This is a genomic window from Pseudomonas sp. SDT291_1_S447 (assembly GCF_054070155.1).
In genome coordinates this window covers 22,706-41,233 of sequence record NZ_JBSVXS010000005.1, presented here as the reverse complement: position 1 = coordinate 41,233, position 18,528 = coordinate 22,706, and the positions used below count along the sequence as shown (strand labels likewise).

Here is an 18,528-nt window from a genome sequence, read left to right as displayed (position 1 = left end):
AGTGCGTTGAAGGCGTATGGTGCATGAGACGGGGTGGGGAACAAATGGGGAACAAATGGGGACAGACCACGTTTAGGAACAAATGGGGACAGACCACGTTTAGAAAGCACTCTGAAAATGAAAGGTAAATGGGACGGTAAATGGGGACAGACCACGTTTAAAAAGTACTCCGAAAACGTGGTCTGTCCCCGTTTTCCCCTTACCGATTACGGGAAAAGTAAATGAATCCCATGAAGGCCACGTTTCGTTTATATCTAGCTGTGGTGCTGAGGGCGGTGGTGTTTTTTTACCTCCTCGGATTGCTAGGGAATTTGATAGGCGCGCTTATTATCTTTGGCAAAGATGGGGTTTGGTACTTCCAAAGTGACGCTCTGTTTGTTGCGTTGAGGTTTTCACTCATCTATGGCTTCTTTACCGGAAGCGGTCTATGGATCTTCGCAAAAATGGAGGAGATCAAAAGACGAAAGAAGAAATAGATTTGAGCCCTGATCCGCGGCGCAAGCTGCGTTTCAATCTGAAGCAATCGCGCCGGAGTCGGAAAGCCGCCGTTCAGGGGTAACGTTCACTCGCTAACAAACGCAAAAAAGGGGCGAATTCAAATCGATGAATTCGCCCCTTTTTATTGCCGCTCAATTACGCGGTTCTCAGCGAAACGCCGGCACCACATGCTTGATAAACAGCTCCAGCGACTTCTTCTTCTCCTCATGCGCCAAGCTGTTATCACACCAGAAACTGAACTCATCCACCCCCAGTTCCTGGTAGTACTTGATCCGCGGAATGATCTCCTCCGGCGTACCAATCATCGCCGTTTTGTGCAAACTCTCCAGCTCAAACTCCGGACGCCCGGCAAACTTCTCTTCCGGGCTCGGCGCGAGGAAACCGTTGACCGGCGTTTCCTTGTTACCAAACCACGCATCGAAAGTGCGGTAGAAGCGTGAAATAGCTTTCGCGCCGACTTTCCAGCCATCAGGATTATCGGCGGTGTGCACGTGGGTGTGGCGCAGCACCATCAATTGCGGACGCGGCACATCCGGGTTGTTATCCAGCGCAGTCTGGAACTTGTTCTTCAGGTCGAGGACTTCTTCGTCGCCCTTCATCAGCGGCGTGACCATCACGTTGCAGCCGTTGGCCACGGCGAAGTTATGCGAATCCGGGTCGCGGGCGGCGATCCACATTGGCGGGTTCGGTTGCTGGATCGGCTTCGGTACGCTGGTCGAGGTCGGGAATTTCCAGATGTCGCCGTCGTGGGCGTAGTCGCCTTGCCACAGGGCGCGGACCACCGGGACCATTTCGCGCAATGCCTGGCCACCGCTGGAGGCGGGCATGCCGCCGGCCATGCGATCGAATTCAACCTGATAGGCGCCACGGGCCAGGCCGACTTCCATGCGGCCGTTGCTGATCACGTCGAGCAACGCGCATTCACCGGCAACGCGCAGCGGGTGCCAGAACGGCGCGATGATGGTTCCGGCGCCGAGGTGGATGGTGGTGGTTTTGGCGGCGAGGTAGGCGAGCAATGGCATCGGGCTGGGCGAGATGGTGTATTCCATCGCGTGGTGTTCGCCGATCCACACGGTGCTGAAACCGCCGGCCTCGGCCATCAGGGTCAGTTCGGTGAGGTCTTCGAACAGTTGGCGGTGGCTGACGCTTTCGTCCCAGCGTTCCATGTGGATGAACAGGGAAAATTTCATGACGCTTCCTCGGATCTTTTGTTGTTGAGGCTACATGTGGGAGCGGGCTTGCTCGCGATGGCGGTGTGTCAGAAAACACATCGACATCGGATAAATCGCTATCGCGAGCAGGCTCACTCCTACAGTTGAATTGTGCGGGGCTGACGATCAGGCCAGGACGGGCAGGGCGCCCATCTTGCCGTGGCAGTACACCAGCGGTCCGGCGATTTGCTCGGGGACGATCAGGTTCTTCACCGCGCCGACCATGATGGCGTGGTCGCCGCCTTCGTATTCGCGCCACAGCTCACACTCGATGATAGCTGTCGCGTTGGCGAGGATCGGGTTACCCAGTTCGCTCAAGGTCCACTCGATGCCCTGCGCCTTGTCTTTGCCTTTGCGGGCGAAGGCGTAGGCTTCGCTTTGCTGGCCGCCGGACAGAACGTGGATGGCAAAGCGTTTGTTCTTGATCAGTACCGGGTACGAATCGGAGCTGTAGTTGGGGCAGAACAGCACCAGCGCCGGATCCATCGACAGCGAGCTGAATGCACTGGCAGTCAGGCCGACGATCTGACCGTCATCGTCCAGGGTGGTGATGACGGTTACGCCGGACGGGAACGAGCCCATGACTTGTTTGTAGATGGCGGCATCGATCATTGGTCGGTCCTCGGGTGTGGTGCTGCTGTTTTTATGTGTTTGTTGGTCTGATGGTATACCACTATTCGATCTTTGCAAGGCCTTTTAAGCTGAACCGATAAACGTGCCGCGTTCGTCGGAAACTCAGCATTTACGGGGCTTTCGACTGGTCTGCAAGCCGCGGTTTCAGTAAGGATGGCGTATCAGTTGGCGCCGCAAACTACGGATCAGTCTTGTGAATTGTTTGGAATACCATAATATGGTCTGCATCTGAGGGGCGGCCAGAGAGTCCCCCCGGTTTGGCTTCATACAACGATAAGAACAGACAAACTCGAGTTCATGCATATGTCCCAGATGTCCCGGCAAGATCCGTTGATCGAGAATCATACGGTCGACTACGTCCCACTCGCGGAACGCCACGGGAAGGCCCGCGACCTATTCACCCTTTGGTTCAGCACCAACATTGCGCCACTGCCCATCGTCACCGGCGCCATGGTGGTTCAGGTGTTCCATCTCGATTTGCTCTGGGGGCTGCTGGCGATTGCGCTCGGGCACATGATCGGCGGCGTGGTGATCGCGCTGGCGTCGGCGCAAGGTCCGCGCATGGGTATTCCGCAAATGGTCCAGAGTCGCGGCCAGTTCGGGCGTTACGGCGCGCTGCTGATCGTGTTCTTCGCCGCGCTCATCTACATCGGTTTCTTTATTTCCAACATCGTGCTCGCCGGCAAATCCATCGTCGGCATCGCGCCGTCGGTGCCGGCGCCGTTGAGCATTCTGATCGGCGCACTGGCGGCCACGGCGATCGGTGTGATCGGCTACAACTTCATCCATACGTTGAACCGCATTGGCACCTGGGTGATGGGCAGTGCGTTGCTCGCCGGGTTCATCTATATCTTTGCCCATGACTTGCCGGCGGACTTCCTCACTCGCGGCAGTTTCAACCTGTCCGGTTGGCTGGCGACGGTGTCGCTGGGGATTATCTGGCAGATCAGTTTCTCGCCGTACGTGTCCGACTATTCGCGTTACTTGCCTGCGGATATCGGCATTGCCAAGCCGTTTTGGGCGACTTATCTGGGCGCGACGCTGGGCACGATTCTGTCGTTCAGCTTTGGCGCCGTTGCTGTGCTGGCGACCCCGGAAGGCACTGAAGCGATGGTCGCGGTCAAGCAATCGACCGGGTGGCTCGGGCCAATTCTGATGGTGCTGTTTCTGCTCAACATCATCAGCCACAACGCGCTGAATCTGTATGGTGCGGTGCTCTCGATCATCACCTCGATCCAGACCTTTGCCAGCCAATGGACGCCGAGCATCAAGGTGCGCGTAGTGTTGTCGAGCGTGGTGCTGGCGGGTTGCTGCGTGGTTGCGCTGGGTGCATCGGCGGATTTCATTTCCGAGTTCATTGGTTTGATTCTGGCGTTGCTGCTGGTGCTGGTGCCATGGGCGTCGATCAACCTGATCGACTTCTACCTGATCAAGCGCGGCTGCTACGACATCACCTCGATCTTCCGTGCCGATGGCGGGGTTTACGGGCGCTTCAACCTGCACGCGATCATTGCTTACTTCATCGGCATCATCGTGCAACTGCCGTTCGCCAATACTTCGCTGTACGTCGGGCCTTACGCCAATCTGGTCGAGGGCGCGGATTTGTCCTGGCTGGTCGGCCTGGTGGTCACCGTTCCGCTGTATTACTGCCTGGCCACGCGCGGCCAGACTCAGCAGAGCAGGGCGGCCAGGTTGGGTTATACCGACTGAGCTGATCCGCTTCACCACAATGCCCGGCCATTCGCCGGGCATTGTTGTTTGCGTATCCCGGCGGTCATTCAAATTGGCCACATCGATCCCCTTTTGGCCCATCCCCCACTGTGATCCGTCTACGCTGTCAGCAAGAATCAAAACCACAACGAGACGCTGGATCTTTTTTACCCTTGGCTACCTTTACAGCCGCTGCCGTGTACAGAACATAAAAACCATCGAACTCACGCTGCCTTTTGGGGAACAACCATGGTCACGATGAAACGCATTCTGGGTGCCACTGTGTGTGGGCTGACGCTGTTGGCCGGTGCCGTCCAGGCTGAGCAACGCGAACTGCGCGTGTACAACTGGGCGGATTACATCCTGCCGTCCGTGCCCAAGGATTTCGCCGCAAAAAGCGGCATCAAAGTGACCTGGGACACCTTCGACACCAACGAATCCCTGGAAGCCAAACTGCTCACCGGCAACTCCGGTTACGACCTGGTAGTGCCGTCGAACCAGTTCCTTGAAACGCAGATCAAGGCTGGCGTGTTTCAGAAGCTGGATAAATCGAAACTGCCGAACTGGAGCCACCAGGATCCGGAACTGTTGAAACTGCTGGGCAAGAACGATCCGGGCAACCAGTACGGCGTGCCCTACATGGTCGGCACCGTGCTGATCGGCTTCAACCCGGCCAAGGTCAAAGCCGCACTGGGCGACAACGCGCCGGTCGACAGTTGGGATCTGGTGTTCAAACCGGAGAACATGGAAAAGCTCAAATCCTGTGGCGTGGCGATGCTTGATTCGCCGACAGAAATCCTGCCGTTGGCCCTGCATTATCTGGGCCTCGACCCGAACAGCCAGAACCCCGCCGACTATGAAAAGGCCAAGGAGCTGATGCTCAAGGTTCGTCCGTACGTGACGTATTTCAACTCGGCCAAGTACATGACCGACATTGCCAACGGCGACATCTGCGTAGCCATCGGTTACTCCGGCAGCTTCTACCAGTTCGGCAATCGCGCCAAAGAGGCAAAAAACGGCGTGGTGGTCGACTGGCGCTTGCCGAAGGAGGGCGCGCCGATCTGGTTCGATACCTTCGCCATTCCGAAGAGCGCGAAGAACGTCGCCGAAGCGCATGAATTCCTCAACAACCTGCTCGACCCGAAAGTGATCGCGCCGATCAGCGACTTCCTCGGTTACCCGAATGCGAACAAGGATTCGATACCGCTGATCAACAAGGAAATCACCGACAACCCGAACCTGACACCGACCCCGGAAGCGCTGAAAAACCTCTACGTCGTGCAACCGTTGCCGCAGAAACTTGAGCGCGTGCGTACACGGGTGTGGACCAGCATCAAATCCGACAAGTAACACCGCTCCCCCTGTAGGAGTGAGCCTGCTCGCGATAGCGCCAGATCAGTCAACATCGCGTCGTTTGACAGACCGCTATCGCGAGCAGGCTCGCTCCCACAGGGTTTTGTGGTGTGTCATTCCGTGCTGCGTTCGCTTTCTCTGGTCATCACCAGACTCAGCAGCACCGACCCCAGAATCACCCCACCCACCACCGCCAACGACCACTCCACCGGCATGTGCAACCACGGCATCAACACCATCTTGCCGCCGATAAACACCAGCACAATCGCCAGCCCGTACTTGAGCAAGTGAAAGCGGTCCGCCATGTCCGCCAGCAGGAAGTACAGCGCGCGCAGGCCCATGATTGCGAAGATATTCGAGGTGAAAACGATGAACGGATCAGTCGTCACGGCAAAGATCGCCGGGATGCTGTCGACCGCAAACATCAAGTCACTGGCCTCGATCAACACCAACACCAGGAACATCGGCGTGGCCCAGCGCACGCCGTTCTGCAGCACGAAAAAGCGTTCGCCATGAAAGCTACTGGTGATGCGCATATGCCCGCGCACCCAGCGCAGCAACGGATTCTTGTCCAGATCCGGCTGGTGGTCGGCAAACACCAGCATCTTGATCCCGGTGAAGATCAGGAACACGCCGAACGCGTACAGCAGCCATTCAAACTGCGACACCAGCCAGACACCGGCGAAGATCATCACCGCGCGCATCACGATCGCCCCGAGCACGCCGTACAACAACACGCGCCGCTGCAGCTCCGGCGGTACGGCGAAGTAGCTGAAGATCATCACGAAGACGAACATGTTGTCGATCGACAGCGATTGCTCGATCAGATAACCGGTGAGGAATTCGAGGGTTTTTTCCCGGGCGATCTCGGCGCCGAACGCACCGTGCAAATACCACCATAGTAGGGCCGCGAAACTCAGTGCCAGCAGGCACCAGGCGATGACCCAGGACAAGGCTTCGCGCACTGACACCCGATGCGCCTTGCGCCCACCGAAGACAAACAGGTCCAATGCCAGCATGGCAAGTACGAAGACGATGAAGGCGCCCCACATCCATGGTTCGCCGATATTGATGTTTGTGGCTGGCATGTCACGCTCCCTGTCTATTCTTGGATTGGGGTCAGACGGGGCCATGCTAGCGACGACTTTACGGTAAAGAAAAATCGTTTATTTCTGCGCAACAGTTCGATAAAAACGAACTATCCGCCCTCGTTAACAGCTCGGGCACTTTTTACGGAGCAATGTTTTCAGCGATGAATACCGACATTCTCGAACCTCAAGCGGTGTGCAGTCCGATCACCAGCAGCGCGATTTTCATCGTCGCGACGCTGAATGCCGGGCTGGAAGCTGCGCAAACCGTCAAAGACTGGTGCGGCGATGTCGCCGGGCTGGTGCGCTCGGTTGGCAAGCGTGTACCGACCGGCAATCTGACCTGCATCTGCGGCTTTTCCTCGAACGCCTGGGATCGACTTTTCGGTAATCCGCGCCCGGCGTCGCTGCACGGTTTTCGCGAGTTTGGCGGGAAAGGGCGGCACGCTCCGGCAACCCCGGGTGACCTTTTGCTGCACATTCGCGCCGATCAAATGGACCTGTGTTTTGAGCTGGCCACACAAATCATGGCCGCGCTGGGCGATGCCGTGACCGTGGTCGACGAGGTTCAGGGTTTTCGCTATTTCGACATGCGCAGCATCATCGGCTTTGTCGACGGCACGGAAAACCCGGTCGGGCGTAAAGCGGTGAATTTCACCATCGTCGGTGACGAAGATCCGGGCTTCAGCGGCGGCAGTTACGTGCTGGTGCAGAAGTACCTGCACAACATGACCGCATGGAACGGCTTGAGCGTTGAAGCTCAGGAGCGCGTCATTGGTCGCACCAAGCTGTCCGACATCGAACTGGATGACGCGGTCAAACCGAGCAACTCGCACAGCGCGCTGACCACCATCACCAACGCAGCCGGCGAGGAAGTGAAAATCCTCCGTGACAACATGCCGTTCGGCCGGCCGGGAGCAGGGGAGTTCGGCACGTTCTTTATCGGTTACGCGCGCTCGCCCGAGCCGATCGAGCAAATGCTGGAAAACATGTTTGTCGGCAAGCCGCCGGGCAACTACGACAAGTTGCTGGATTTCAGCACAGCGGTAACCGGCGGCCTGTTTTTTGTACCTTCTGCAGACTTGCTGGAGTCACTGGGAGATTGATAGATATAAGGCTCAAAGTGGGGCGGTAGCCTTTATCAGCAGTTCTCCTTTGAATTTATATATGTCTCCATTGTAGGTGATCTGGTATTCAAAGCTGGCTTTGACAAACTGGCGCTCTTCGACTTGTTCAAGCGTGACGCTGCCATTTTTTCCCCTGTAAAATACGCCGCCTGCCAAAACTACGGCCAATAAATCTTCACTGAGTGGATGAGTCCCGTTTTTTATAGCCCTTGGTACTACGAGGGCGAATTGTTGCACGTCCCCTCCGTTGTCCTGACGCGCAATAATGCTTATGGTTGTTGAGGTAAGCGAACCATAGATAAAGTGGTTTGGTTTGAATTTGACGCCATCAAGGGGAGGAAAGGTAGGTGTGATCTTTACCTGGAATTGGTTTTCTGGTTCGGCGCGCGAAGCTCTCTCCGATAAGGGTTTCAGGTTCTTATCCAGGTCGAGCGCTATATGGTCAAAGTTGTCCATTGTATTGGCATCTCTATAATTAAGTCGGGTTGATTGTTTGGTAGGCGAATAAGCTTTATCGCCCAACTCTGACGCTACTCATCACGTGCCAATAGCACAACTGTCAAGGTTGACAGTTGTTTGGTTGTGCGGGGTGTGTTAGTCGATTCTGAAGGGCGTGCGGATTTGAATAATTAGCTGAACATCATACGAACAGATACTTTGCACTTAACGATTATCGGAAGTCCAAAAATGACGAGACTCAACGAAAAAACTCCCCCGGCGTTTCCCCGAACTGCTGACGAAACGCCGCGATAAACGCCGACGTCGAGTCGTAACCGCAGGCCAGCGCGACGTCGGTGACGCGTTCGCCTTTCTCCAGCGGTGTCAGCGCGCCGAGCAAACGCAAGCGCTGGCGCCATGCGCGGAAGGTCAGGCCGGTGTCGCGCAGAAACAGGCGCGTGAGGGTCTTTTCGGTGACGCCGAACTTCTCGCTCCAGTGGCTCAGTGTGGTCTGCTGTTCCGGGTGTTGTTCAAGGCTCAGGTAGATCTGCTTCAAGCGTGCGTCTTGCGGCAACGGCAACATCAGGTCGATCTGCGGCGCTTCGGCCAGTTGATCAAGGATCACTTGGGCGAGGCGTCCATGCGGGCCGCTCTGGTCGTATTCCACCGGAACCTGACTGAACGCGCGGATCAGCTCCCTGAGCAGATCGCTGACGCCGAGCACATGACAGCGCCCGATTGCCCATCCGGCAACGCTGCAATCGATGTAGAGGCTGCGCATTTCCGTGTGCGGCGAGCTGAATACCCGATGCGGCACACCGGCCGGGATCCACACCGCGCGCTCCGGCGGGGCGACGAAGCGGCCGGCGCTGGTCTGGATTTCCAGCACGCCCTGAATCGCGTAGGACAACTGTACCCACGGGTGGCTGTGGCGTCGGGTCAGGGCGCGATTGGGCAGCGATTCGGTGCGCCCGTACAGTGGACGCGGCAGGCTGGGCAGCCCGGGAATGCTACGCCGGACGCTTTTGTCATGTCCTTTAGGCGGCATCTTGTGGCCCTTCGGCGTTAGTCGGTAATTGGCAGTCACGTTAGAGTCGTCGGCACGCACTGGCAACCCCCGGATGAACCGACCATGACTCGCCCACGTTTTTTGCCCGACAACTTCACCCTGACGCTGATCGGCGTCGTGTTGCTGGCCAGCTTCCTGCCGGCCAGCGGCCAGGTCGCCGTCGGCTTCGGCTGGCTGACCAACATCGCTATCGCGCTGCTGTTTTTCCTGCATGGCGCCAAACTGTCCCGTGAATCGATCATTGCCGGCGCCGGCCACTGGCGCCTGCATTTGCTGGTGTTCGGTTTGACGTTTGTCCTTTTCCCGTTACTGGGCCTGGCGCTCAAACCGCTGCTGTCACCGCTGATCGGCGACAAGCTGTACATGGGCATGCTCTACCTGTGCGCACTGCCGGCCACGGTGCAGTCGGCGATCGCATTCACCTCGCTGGCGCGGGGCAATATTCCGGCGGCGATTTGTAGTGCGGCGGCATCGAGCCTGTTCGGGATTTTCCTCACGCCGTTGTTGGTGACGCTGTTGCTCGACGTTCACGGTGATGGCGGTTCGACGCTGGATGCGATCCTGAAAATCAGCGTGCAATTACTGCTGCCATTCATCGCCGGGCAGATCGCCCGGCGCTGGATCGGCGCGTGGGTCGGGCGCAACAAGAACTGGCTGAAGTTCGTTGATCAGGGCTCGATTCTGTTGGTGGTTTACGGCGCGTTCAGCGAGGCGGTCAACGAGGGCATCTGGCATCAGATTCCGGTCGTTGATCTGCTGGGATTGGTGGTGGTCTGCTGCATTCTGCTGGCGCTGGTGCTGTTGGCGTCGACGTTGCTCGGCAAGGCATTCGGCTTCAGCCAGGAAGACCGCATCACCATTCTGTTCTGCGGCTCGAAAAAGAGCCTGGCCACCGGCGTGCCGATGGCGCAGGTGTTGTTCGCTGGCAGCACGATTGGCGTGCTGATCCTGCCGTTGATGCTGTTCCATCAGATTCAGTTGATGGTCTGTGCGGTGCTGGCTCAGCGCTACGCCAAGCGCCCGGAATCGGTGCCAGAGTTGATGGCGCAAGTCGATCCGTGATCGCCGCAGATCAGACGATGTCGTCGATCAGGATATGCGACAGCCCTTTGCTGCACTGCTCGATCCGCGCCTCGACCTGATAGACATCGCGCAGCATCTGCTCGGTGATCACTTCACTGCTTGGGCCGCTGCCCTGACTGGTGCCATCGGCAATCACCAGCACCTGATCGGCGAAGCGCAACGCCTGATTCAGATCATGGATGGCAATGAACACAATCACCTCGCGTTGGCGCGCGAGGCTGCGCATGAAGTTCAGCACCTGCACCTGCCGATGCATGTCGAGGGCGCTGGTCGGTTCGTCCATCAGCAGGATTTCCGGCTCGCGCACCAGCGTCTGGGCGATGGAGACCAACTGCTGCTGACCGCCGCTGAGTTCACCAAGGTTACGAAACGACAGCCTGGTGATGCCCAGCGCGGCGAGAATCTCGTCGACCAGTTTCAGCTCATCATCGTGGACCACCCAGCCCGGGGTCAGTTGCTTGCGCGCCAGCAGCACGGATTCGTACACCGTCAAACGCGCACTGGCATTCAGGCCTTGCGGCATGTAGCTGATGCCCGTCGGGCCTTTTCTCGATTCTTTCAGGATGACCTGACCCGGCCCGTCGATCAGCCCGGCCATACGTTTGAACAACGTCGATTTGCCGGCCGCGTTGGGCCCGACCACAGCCACCACCTGACCGCCAAAAAACGTTGCCGTCGAGACACCACGAATGATCTCGCGCTGGCCGTAGCGCGCGCCCAGATTGTCCAGTTGCAGCGTCACCATGAGTTTTTCTTCCCGCCGAGAATCAGTGAAATGAAGAACGGCACGCCGATCAGTGAGGTGACCACGCCGATAGGGAAAATCGCACCGGGGATCAGGGTCTTGCTGACCACCGAACTGGCCGAGAGAATCAACGAGCCGGTGAGCAAGGAGGCCGGCAAAAAGAAGCGCTGATCTTCACCGATCAGCATGCGCGCGATGTGCGGCCCGACCAGACCGATGAAGCCGATGGTGCCAACGAAGGCCACGGGAAACGAGGCGAGCAGGCTGACCATGATCAGCGTCTGAAAGCGCAGGCTGCGCACATTGATGCCGAAACTGGCAGCCTTGTCGTCACCCAAACGCAGGGCGGTCAAGGCCCAGGCACGTTTGGCAAAAATCGGCAGGGTGATCAGGATCACCAGACAGATCACTCCGAGTTTCGGCCAGGTGGCTTTGGTCAGGCTGCCCATGGTCCAGAACACCACGGCGGCGACGGCTTGTTCGGTAGCGAAGAATTGCACCAGCGCCAACAGCGCATTGAAAGTGAATACCAGCGCGATGCCGAGCAGCACGATGGTTTCGGCAGTGACGCCACGGCGCATGCTCAGGAAGTGAATCAACAGCGCCGAGAGCATGGCCATGATGAAGGCGTTGAGCGGCACCATGAATTGCGCGGCCAGCGGGAACAACGCCACACCGAAGGCCAGGCCCAGTGCCGCGCCGAAACTGGCGGCAGCGGAAATGCCCAAGGTGAACGGACTGGCCAATGGGTTGTTGAGGATCGTCTGCATCTGCGCGCCGGCCAGCGACAGCGCCGCGCCCACGGCCACTGCCATCAACGCCACTGGCAAACGAATATCCCACATCACCACGCGCACTTGTGGAGACGCGCTGTCCGGTGAAAACAATGCGCCGAGCACTTCGCTGAAGCTGTAACTCGCTGGCCCCAAAGCAAGGTCGAGCAGCACGCTGCACAACAGCAGAATCACCAGCCCGGCGAGGATCAGGCGTTTACGCAACACCAGTCGCCGATAGGTTTCGCGCTGCACCTCGACGGTGTCGGTCAATGAACTCATGGTTTGACCTCAGGATTGCGCAGGCTGACGAAGTAGCCCGACTCATACGGCACGGGCAGAAAACGCTCGTGCAGTTCACGGAATGAGGCGTCCGGGTCGAGATCGGCAAACAGCTCCGGGTGAAACCATTTGGCCAATTGCTGAATGGCCACGAACTGGTAGGGGCTGTTGTAGAACTGATGCCAGATGGCGTGAAAGGCTTGTGTCTCCTGAGCCTTGATTCCGGCGTAGGCCGGACGCTGGGTGTACCACGCGAGTTTTTTCCGTGCCTGGTTCATGTCGGCGCCGGGCCCGACACCGACCCAATGGCCACCGGGTGCAAAGGCTTCCCAGTTGGCCGTGGTGACTACCACGTGCGCCGGATTGGCGACGATGACTTGCTCGGGATTCAACTGGCCGAACGTGGTCGGGATGATCCCCCGGGCGATGTTGTTGCCGCCGGCCATGTCGACAAACAGGCCAAAATTCTCGTTGCCGAAACTCAGGCAACAATCGTCGGTATAGCCGCCGATGCGCTCGATGAACACGCTTGGACGCGGTGGGTGCTGTTTCTCGATGACGTCGGTGACGCGGTGAATCTGCTGGTTGCGAAAATCAATGAACGCCTCGGCGCGTTGCTCTTTACCGAACAGTTTGCCAAACAGACGCATGGTCGGTTCGGTGTTCTGCATCGGGTTGTTGCGAAAGTCGACGTACACCACCGGGATGCCCAACGCGTCGAGCTTCTCGATATAGCGCGCATCTTCGGTGGCGTGCTGCGCTTCGATATTGAGGATGATCACGTCCGGGCGCTGCGAGATCGCTTGTTCGATATCAAAGGTGCCGTCTTCAAAGCCGCCGAAGGTGGGGATCTTGGCAATGCCGGGGAATTTGCGCAGGTAGGCGTTGTAGGTGTCCGGGTCGGACTGGATCAGGTCCTTGCGCCAGCCAACGATGCGTTCGATCGGGTTCTGTGTGTCCAGTGCGGCGAGCAGATACAACTGCCGGCCTTCACCGAGGATGACCCGTCTGACCGGCAGATGCACCTTGACCTTGCGCCCGAGCAGATCGGTCACTTCGGTGCGCGCCGTATCCGCTTCGCTGGCGTTTGCATCGTGCGGCGCCAGCGCAGACAGGCTCAGCAGTCCTGCCAGTAACAGCGCAGCCAGCGCGAGGCTGCGTCGATCGAAAATCACCATGGTCAAAGCCTTTGCAAAGGTCAGGTCGGCCAACGGCTCACACCGCTGTCCGGCTGAACGTTTCAGAAATCGACAGTCGCCGACAGTAATAAGGTGCGCGGTGAGCCTTGGGAGAACGCGCCATAAGAGGCGACGCCCGACCAGTACTCGTGGTCGAACACGTTCTGCACGGTGGCGCGAAACGTGGTCGGTCGATCATCGATGCGCGTGCTGTAGCGGGCGCCGACATCGAAGCGGGTCCAGTCATCGAGTTTTTGTGTGTTGGCCTGGTTCACGTACTGGCTGCCGGTGTGGATCGCGCCTCCGGTCAGTGTCAGCCCCTCGACCCAAGAGGTGTCCCATTCGGCCCAGAGGTTGGCCTGAACCTCGGGCACGCCGACCGGTTTATTGCCGCGGTTGGCGGCCACGCCGGTTTTCGTCAGTTCGGCATTGAGCAACGTCACGCCGCCGAGCAGACGAGTGCCCGGCGTGACTTCGCCGAACACGTTCAGCTCCAGCCCGCGATTGCGCTGTTCGCCTTGTACCGAGAACACCCCGGAGGCCAGTTCGCCGCTGGGTTTGGTGATCTGAAACAGGCTGATGGTGGAGGTAAACGTGCCGTAGTCGGCCTTCACCCCGAGTTCGTGTTGGCGGGAAATGTAGGGGGCAAAGATCTCGCCGGCGTTGGACGCGGTGGAAGGCGCGATGTCGCCCTTGCTCAAGCCTTCGAGGTAGTTGTAGTAGAACGAAACGTGATCCCAAGGCTTGATCACCGCGCCGAACAACGGTGTCGTCCGGCCGTCGTCGTAGGATGTGGTCACCACGCCGGCGGCGTTGTAGTTGTCGGATTTGATGTTCTGTTTGCGCAAGCCCAGGGTTACCTGCGCGCGGTCATCGAGAATCGACAGCGTGTCGGCAAGCGCCACGCCAGTCAGTTCGCTCTGCGAGACTTTCGGCGTATCCGGCTTGGGGATGTAAGGTTGCGGGCGATCCACCGGGTGATAAATGTTCGACAGAATCGGTGCGCCGGAAATGATCCCGCGCGACAACACATCGCGATAGCGACTGACTTGCACGGTGGTGCGGTGACTGATCGGCCCGGTATCGAAGCGCAGCCGCGCACCGGCATCAACGGTGTAACGCTCGACTTCGAACTTGTAGTAACCGGGGATCGACGAGGTGTCGCCAGCGGCATTGATAATGGTCGGCGTCTGGTCGGACATTCGCGCCACATCCGATTTGCCGCCGCCGGCATGGGCGAATACCGTCAACGCATCGCTGAGGTCGTATTCGCTGCTGAGCAGCGCCGATTTGTCCTGGGTTCGCGACCAGCCCCAATCCTGACTGACGTTGCTGCGGCCGTTGGCGGCGGAAGGAATGTCCACGCCTGGAGCAATCAGGAACGGTCGCGAAGCGGCGTCGAAGCTTTCTTTCTGGTTGAGCCAGTCGAAGGTTGTGCGCAGGCGCTCACCCTGATAATCGAGAGAGATCGCACCAATATCGACATGCCGCGATTGATCGTCGATCGCCGTGTTGCCCAGTTGCGTACTGCCGTTGAAGCGCACACCGAAGCGGCGCTCTTCACCGAAGCGGCGACTGACATCGAGATGGCCACCGGCCTGAGCATCCATGGCGTAACTGGCGGTGAAACGGGTCAGGTCTTCATCGAGGGAGCGTTTCGGCACCACGTTGATCACGCCGCCCACCGCGTTGTTGGGTGACATGCCATAGAGCAGGGCGCCGGGGCCTTTGACCAGTTCGATGCGCTCGGCGTATTCGGTGAACACCCGGTAATTGGGCGCCACGCCGTACACGCCGTCGAAGGCCAGTTCACCGAGGTTGCCTTCGCCGACGGGAAAGCCACGGATAAAGAACGAGTCGACAATCCCCCCGGTCTGGCCGGTAGAGCGCACCGAGGAGTCACGTTCCAGCACATCGCCGACGGTGACGGCCTGTTGATCCTTGATCAGCGCCGAGGTGTAGGTGCTGATGCTGAACGGCGCGTCCATCACGTCAGTGTTGCCGAGCAAGCCCAGACGTCCGCCGTTGGCGACCTGGCCACCGGCATACACCTGCGGCAGGGCATCGCTGCGCTTGTCGGTGCCGATCACGGCGGTTTCATCCAGCGTAACCCGGCGCTGCACCAGCGTGTAGCTGCCGTCGCTGCGCAAGACCATGTCCAGGCCACTGCCGGCCAGCAAGCGATTGACCGCCTCCTGCGTCGAGTAATGACCGATCAACGCAGGGTTGGTCAGGCCTTCGGCCAGCGAGGGCTGGAACGATAGGGCAATGTTGGCGTCCACGGCGAAGCTCGACAGAGTCGCACCCAGCGGCCCGGCGGGAATGTTGTAGGCACGAACCGCGACAGCGTCCAGTTGCACCGGCACGGCGGCCAAGACAAACGGGCAAACGGCACCGATCAGAACAAGGCTTAGCAACGCACTGCGAACAACGGGTTTGAGCTGACGTTCCGGGCGCAGATGGCGTGCGGCAAGCATGGATGAATGAGCCTATAAACAGGACGAAAAGGTGCTTCTCCCCAATAGCCAGTCGAGATCGGAAAAAGTATCAGCCTAAGGCAAATATTTTTTCACTCAGGCGGGGGAAAGCATGACCCAGTAGCCATTCAGGTGGCCGCTGACGAGGATCGGGTAGGTTTGCGCCAGCATGTTCAGGGTGCGCTGGCTGTCGCTGATCGGGTAGGCGCCGGAAATGCGCAGATCGGCGATTGCCGGATCGAGGCGTACGAAACCGCGACGATAGCGCGTGAGTTCGTCGACAAAATCGGCCAGACGCATCTTGTCAGCCATCAGCATGCCTTGCGCCCAGGCACCGACATAACGGTCGGCAACGCTGAGCTGGCCAAAGGTGTAGGAAGAGAAGTCGGTGCGTTGACCGGCGTTGACGATCAGTGGCGTGGTCTGGCGATTGTCCGCGAGCTCGACTTTGACCGCGCCTTCCAGCACGGCGAGGTGGGTGCGCGGTTGCAGTTCGCGCACGGTGAAACGCGTGCCCAGCGCCTGCATGCGGCCCTGACGGGTGCTGACCAGAAACGGTCGCGCCAACGGTGAAATGTCCGGTGCGGTCTGCACCAGTATTTCGCCTTCGCGCAGGTGGATGAGGCGTTGATTGGCGTCGAACCGCACGTCGATGGCGGTGTCGGTGTTCAGGGTGATTTTCGAGCCGTCGGCCAGGGTCAGCTCGCGTTGCTGGCCAACGGCAGTGCGATAGTCGGCTGACCATTGCTGCGACTCTGCCAGTTTCCAGCTGCCCCAGCCGGCCGGCAGGATCGCTAGAATCATCGCCAGTTTGCCCAGCGCCGCACGGCGTTCCGGGCTGCTTGGGCGGTCGAGTGCGGACATCGCCAAGGACGGTGGCAGCCCGCCGAGTTTGCTCTGCAGCAACTGCGCGCGGGCCCAGGCACGACTGCGCTCGGGGGTGCTGGCTTTCCAGTATTCCCATTCGCCGCGTTCGCTGTCGCTGAGTTCGCCTTCACTCATGCGGATCAACCAGTCGGCGGCTTCTTCCAAGGCCTGGTGATCGAGATGCGGCTCATGGCGGCGGCTGAGCATTCACTCCACCAGCAACAGGCACTGCACGAAGGCTTGCTTCATGTAGCGTTTGACGGTGATCAGCGAAACGCCCAATTGCTCGGCAATGTCATCGTATTTAAGGCCGCTGATCTGCGACAGCAGGAATGCGCGTTTGACCAGTGGCGGCAGGGCGTCGAGCATCGCGTCGATTTCGTGCAGGGTCTCCAGCACCATGAAACGCAATTCCGGCGAAGGCACTTCCGGCGCCGGCACATGGGCGAGGGCGTCCAGGTAGGCACGTTCCAGCGCCTTGCGCTGATACCAGTTGACCAGAATGCCCTTGGCCACGCAGCTCAGATACGCGCGCGGCTGCTCAATGACGGTGACTTGCGAGGCGAGGATGCGCGTGAAGGTGTCCTGCGCCAGATCCGCCGCATCCATGGCGTTTCCCAGTTTTTTTCTCAGCGTCGCGTACAGCCAGCCGTGATGGCCGCTGTACAGGGCTTCGATCGCGCGCAGGTGATTGGCATTATTCGCGGGAAGGGTTTCGCTCATGGCTGCAGATTTTCATGCAATTGAGAAGTATTCCCAATGCTAGTTTACAAAGCCGCTGGGACGCAAGCGCCGATTGGTGTCCTGGTCAGACGCCCTGCAAACCGCGCAGTGCAGCGACCATCGTGTCGATTTCCGCCTCGGTGTTGTACGCATGCACCGAGGCACGGCTGACCTCCAGCAAGTCCCTGTGTTGCATGTCGAGCAGGGTCGAGCGGAACGTCGAGGTGCTGACGTTGATGCGCTTTTCCTGGCCGGCCAGCCACTGTTGCACCTGCGCGGCGCTGTGGTTTTGATGGGTGAACGTGACGATCCCGGATTTCTGTAGCCCCGGATCCTGTGGCGTGACGCCGGGAATCTCAAGCAGTCGCTGGCGCAGGTAACCGGCCAATTGCTGAATCCGCAGCCACATCGGTTCGATGCCTTGCGCCAACGCGTATTCCACCGCCGCACCGAGGCCCAGCTTGGCGGCGACGTTGCATTCCCAGTTCTCGAAACGTCGGGCATCGGCGCGGATGGTGAACGTGTCGGCGCTCTGCAACGCGGCGGCATGCAAGTCGAGAAACGCCGGCTCAAGGTTCTGGCACAGAGATCTTTCGACATACAAAAAACCCATCCCGCGCGGTCCACGCAGGTATTTGCGGCTGGTGGCAGCGAGCATGTGGCAGCCGATTTTCTGCACGTCGATCGGCATCTGCCCGACACCCTGACAGGCATCGAGCAGAAACAGCACGCCAGCCGAACGGGCGAGAGCGCCAATTTGCTCGATGGGCTGCACCGGGCCGCCATTGGTGGCGATCACCGGCAGCGAGATCAGCGCGACCCGATCATCCTCGAGCATGGTCGTTAGTGCCGAAAGGGATGCCTGGCCGTGTTCATCATTGGGGATGACACGAATCTCGATGCCACGCCGCTGCTTCATTTGCAGATAGGGAATGTAGTTGCCGGCGTATTCGGTGGTCGACGTCAGCACCACATCGCCGGGTTGCAATGGCAAGGAGTAGAACGCCATATCCCATGCGCGGGTCGCGTTCTCGATCACCGCAATTTCATCAGGCTGGGCGTTGATCAAACGGCCGATGGCGCCATACACGTTTTCCAGGTCGGCCGATTGCCGTCCGGCAGCTTCATAGCCGCCGAGACTCGCTTCAAGCTGAATATGACGGGTCATCGTTTCGATCACCGGCGCGGGCATCAGCGCCGCGCCGGCATTGTTGAAGTGGATCAGTTGCGCGACGGCGGGGGTGTCGGCGCGCAGTTGTTCAATATTCAAAAG

Annotated in this window: 17 protein-coding genes; 5 read left to right on the top strand and 12 right to left on the bottom strand. The window is 59.0% G+C overall.

Translation table 11 applies throughout. The features are described from left to right. Nucleotides 1–221 precede the first annotated feature (221 nt). On the top strand, nt 222–476 hold the full coding sequence (locus ACW9IR_RS03335) for a hypothetical protein (protein ID WP_110720920.1): 255 nt from the start codon (nt 222–224) through the stop codon (nt 474–476). Between the two features lie 168 nt (nt 477–644). Here ACW9IR_RS03335 and ACW9IR_RS03330 read toward each other — a convergent pair whose 3' ends face one another. Next, entirely contained in the window at nt 645–1,688 is a 1,044-nt protein-coding gene (locus tag ACW9IR_RS03330) for an LLM class flavin-dependent oxidoreductase (RefSeq protein WP_102902121.1), read from the bottom strand. Nucleotides 1,689–1,835: 147 nt separating this feature from the next. Beyond that, complete coding sequence (locus tag ACW9IR_RS03325) at nt 1,836–2,321, bottom strand: flavin reductase family protein (protein WP_016987069.1); 486 nt, start codon at nt 2,319–2,321, stop codon at nt 1,836–1,838. A gap of 324 nt (nt 2,322–2,645) precedes the next feature. On the opposite strand from ACW9IR_RS03325, the gene ACW9IR_RS03320 reads away from it, so the two are divergent. Both ACW9IR_RS03320 and ACW9IR_RS03315 read left to right on the top strand, forming a co-directional pair. Continuing rightward, complete coding sequence (locus tag ACW9IR_RS03320) at nt 2,646–4,052, top strand: purine-cytosine permease family protein (protein ID WP_102902122.1); 1,407 nt, start codon at nt 2,646–2,648, stop codon at nt 4,050–4,052. 249 nt (nt 4,053–4,301) lie between these two features. After that, nucleotides 4,302–5,402: a polyamine ABC transporter substrate-binding protein gene (locus ACW9IR_RS03315; RefSeq protein WP_102902123.1), complete on the top strand. Its 1,101-nt coding sequence runs from the start codon at nt 4,302–4,304 to the stop codon at nt 5,400–5,402. 116 nt (nt 5,403–5,518) lie between these two features. Here ACW9IR_RS03315 and ACW9IR_RS03310 read toward each other — a convergent pair whose 3' ends face one another. Then, nucleotides 5,519–6,493, bottom strand: a complete 975-nt coding sequence (locus ACW9IR_RS03310) for a TerC family protein (protein WP_102902124.1) — start codon at nt 6,491–6,493, stop codon at nt 5,519–5,521. 164 nt (nt 6,494–6,657) lie between these two features. On the opposite strand from ACW9IR_RS03310, the gene ACW9IR_RS03305 reads away from it, so the two are divergent. Then, complete coding sequence (locus ACW9IR_RS03305; protein WP_457461631.1) at nt 6,658–7,599, top strand: Dyp-type peroxidase; 942 nt, start codon at nt 6,658–6,660, stop codon at nt 7,597–7,599. 12 nt (nt 7,600–7,611) lie between these two features. On the opposite strand, the gene ACW9IR_RS03300 is transcribed toward ACW9IR_RS03305, so the two are convergent. Then, nucleotides 7,612–8,076 (bottom strand): hypothetical protein, encoded by a 465-nt coding sequence (locus ACW9IR_RS03300; protein ID WP_457461629.1) that lies wholly within the window; start codon nt 8,074–8,076, stop codon nt 7,612–7,614. 241 nt (nt 8,077–8,317) lie between these two features. Further along, nucleotides 8,318–9,106, bottom strand: coding sequence for an AraC family transcriptional regulator (locus ACW9IR_RS03295; RefSeq protein ID WP_457461627.1), 789 nt, complete (start codon nt 9,104–9,106; stop codon nt 8,318–8,320). A gap of 84 nt (nt 9,107–9,190) precedes the next feature. Here ACW9IR_RS03295 and ACW9IR_RS03290 point away from each other — a divergent pair, with 84 nt between their 5' ends. Next, a complete protein-coding gene (locus ACW9IR_RS03290) occupies nt 9,191–10,189 on the top strand; it encodes a bile acid:sodium symporter family protein (protein WP_110720925.1) in 999 nt (332 codons plus the stop codon). Nucleotides 10,190–10,199: 10 nt separating this feature from the next. Here ACW9IR_RS03290 and ACW9IR_RS03285 read toward each other — a convergent pair whose 3' ends face one another. The 7 genes from ACW9IR_RS03285 to ACW9IR_RS03255 all read right to left on the bottom strand — a co-directional run bounded on the left by ACW9IR_RS03285 (nt 10,200) and on the right by ACW9IR_RS03255 (nt 18,525). Beyond that, nucleotides 10,200–10,955, bottom strand: coding sequence for an ABC transporter ATP-binding protein (locus ACW9IR_RS03285; RefSeq protein WP_457461625.1), 756 nt, complete (start codon nt 10,953–10,955; stop codon nt 10,200–10,202). Then, nucleotides 10,949–12,010, bottom strand: a complete 1,062-nt coding sequence (locus ACW9IR_RS03280; protein ID WP_093437627.1) for a FecCD family ABC transporter permease — start codon at nt 12,008–12,010, stop codon at nt 10,949–10,951. The genes ACW9IR_RS03285 and ACW9IR_RS03280 overlap by 7 nt, the downstream gene beginning before the upstream one ends. Continuing rightward, nucleotides 12,007–13,188 carry an ABC transporter substrate-binding protein gene (locus ACW9IR_RS03275; protein ID WP_457461623.1) on the bottom strand — a complete coding sequence of 394 codons (1,182 nt, stop codon included), beginning with the start codon at nt 13,186–13,188 and terminating at the stop codon, nt 12,007–12,009. The genes ACW9IR_RS03280 and ACW9IR_RS03275 overlap by 4 nt, the downstream gene beginning before the upstream one ends. A gap of 62 nt (nt 13,189–13,250) precedes the next feature. Continuing rightward, nucleotides 13,251–15,665: a TonB-dependent siderophore receptor gene (locus tag ACW9IR_RS03270; RefSeq protein ID WP_457461621.1), complete on the bottom strand. Its 2,415-nt coding sequence runs from the start codon at nt 15,663–15,665 to the stop codon at nt 13,251–13,253. 96 nt (nt 15,666–15,761) lie between these two features. Continuing rightward, nucleotides 15,762–16,739: a FecR domain-containing protein gene (locus ACW9IR_RS03265; protein ID WP_457461619.1), complete on the bottom strand. Its 978-nt coding sequence runs from the start codon at nt 16,737–16,739 to the stop codon at nt 15,762–15,764. Further along, nucleotides 16,740–17,255, bottom strand: a complete 516-nt coding sequence (locus ACW9IR_RS03260; RefSeq protein ID WP_016987079.1) for a sigma-70 family RNA polymerase sigma factor — start codon at nt 17,253–17,255, stop codon at nt 16,740–16,742. Between the two features lie 85 nt (nt 17,256–17,340). After that, the gene (locus ACW9IR_RS03255; protein ID WP_457461617.1) at nt 17,341–18,525 is read right to left on the bottom strand and encodes an aminotransferase class V-fold PLP-dependent enzyme; all 1,185 of its coding nucleotides are present in this window, start codon (nt 18,523–18,525) and stop codon (nt 17,341–17,343) included. Between the last annotated feature and the right edge of the window lie 3 nt (nt 18,526–18,528).